This window comes from Borrelia persica No12, from assembly GCF_000500045.1.
GTDB lineage: Bacteria > Spirochaetota > Spirochaetia > Borreliales > Borreliaceae > Borrelia > Borrelia persica.
This window is the reverse complement of sequence record NZ_AYOT01000228.1, coordinates 1-206: the sequence shown is the minus strand read 5'-3', so window position 1 is coordinate 206 and position 206 is coordinate 1. Positions and strand designations below refer to the sequence as shown.

Below are 206 nucleotides of genomic sequence, written 5' to 3'. Positions count from 1 at the left end.
AAATTTGAAAGGCCTCCTCTCTTATTCTCCTTTACTGATGTAACTGCAGATGATAAAACATCTTGTAAGTCTACTAACGAATCATCTTTGTAAAACAAAAAGTTATGTGTCTCTATTCTTTTACCTATCTCTTTATATATCTTCTCTAGTAAGTACACATTAAGCAAAAAACTTTCCGTATAACATGGTGTATAAGAATGCAATAT

At 30.1% G+C, this 206-nt stretch carries 1 pseudogene; it reads right to left on the bottom strand.

Annotation, left to right across the window (positions count from 1 at the left end):
* Positions 1-206, bottom strand: a pseudogene (locus U881_RS11245) (phage portal protein); the annotation flags it as partial.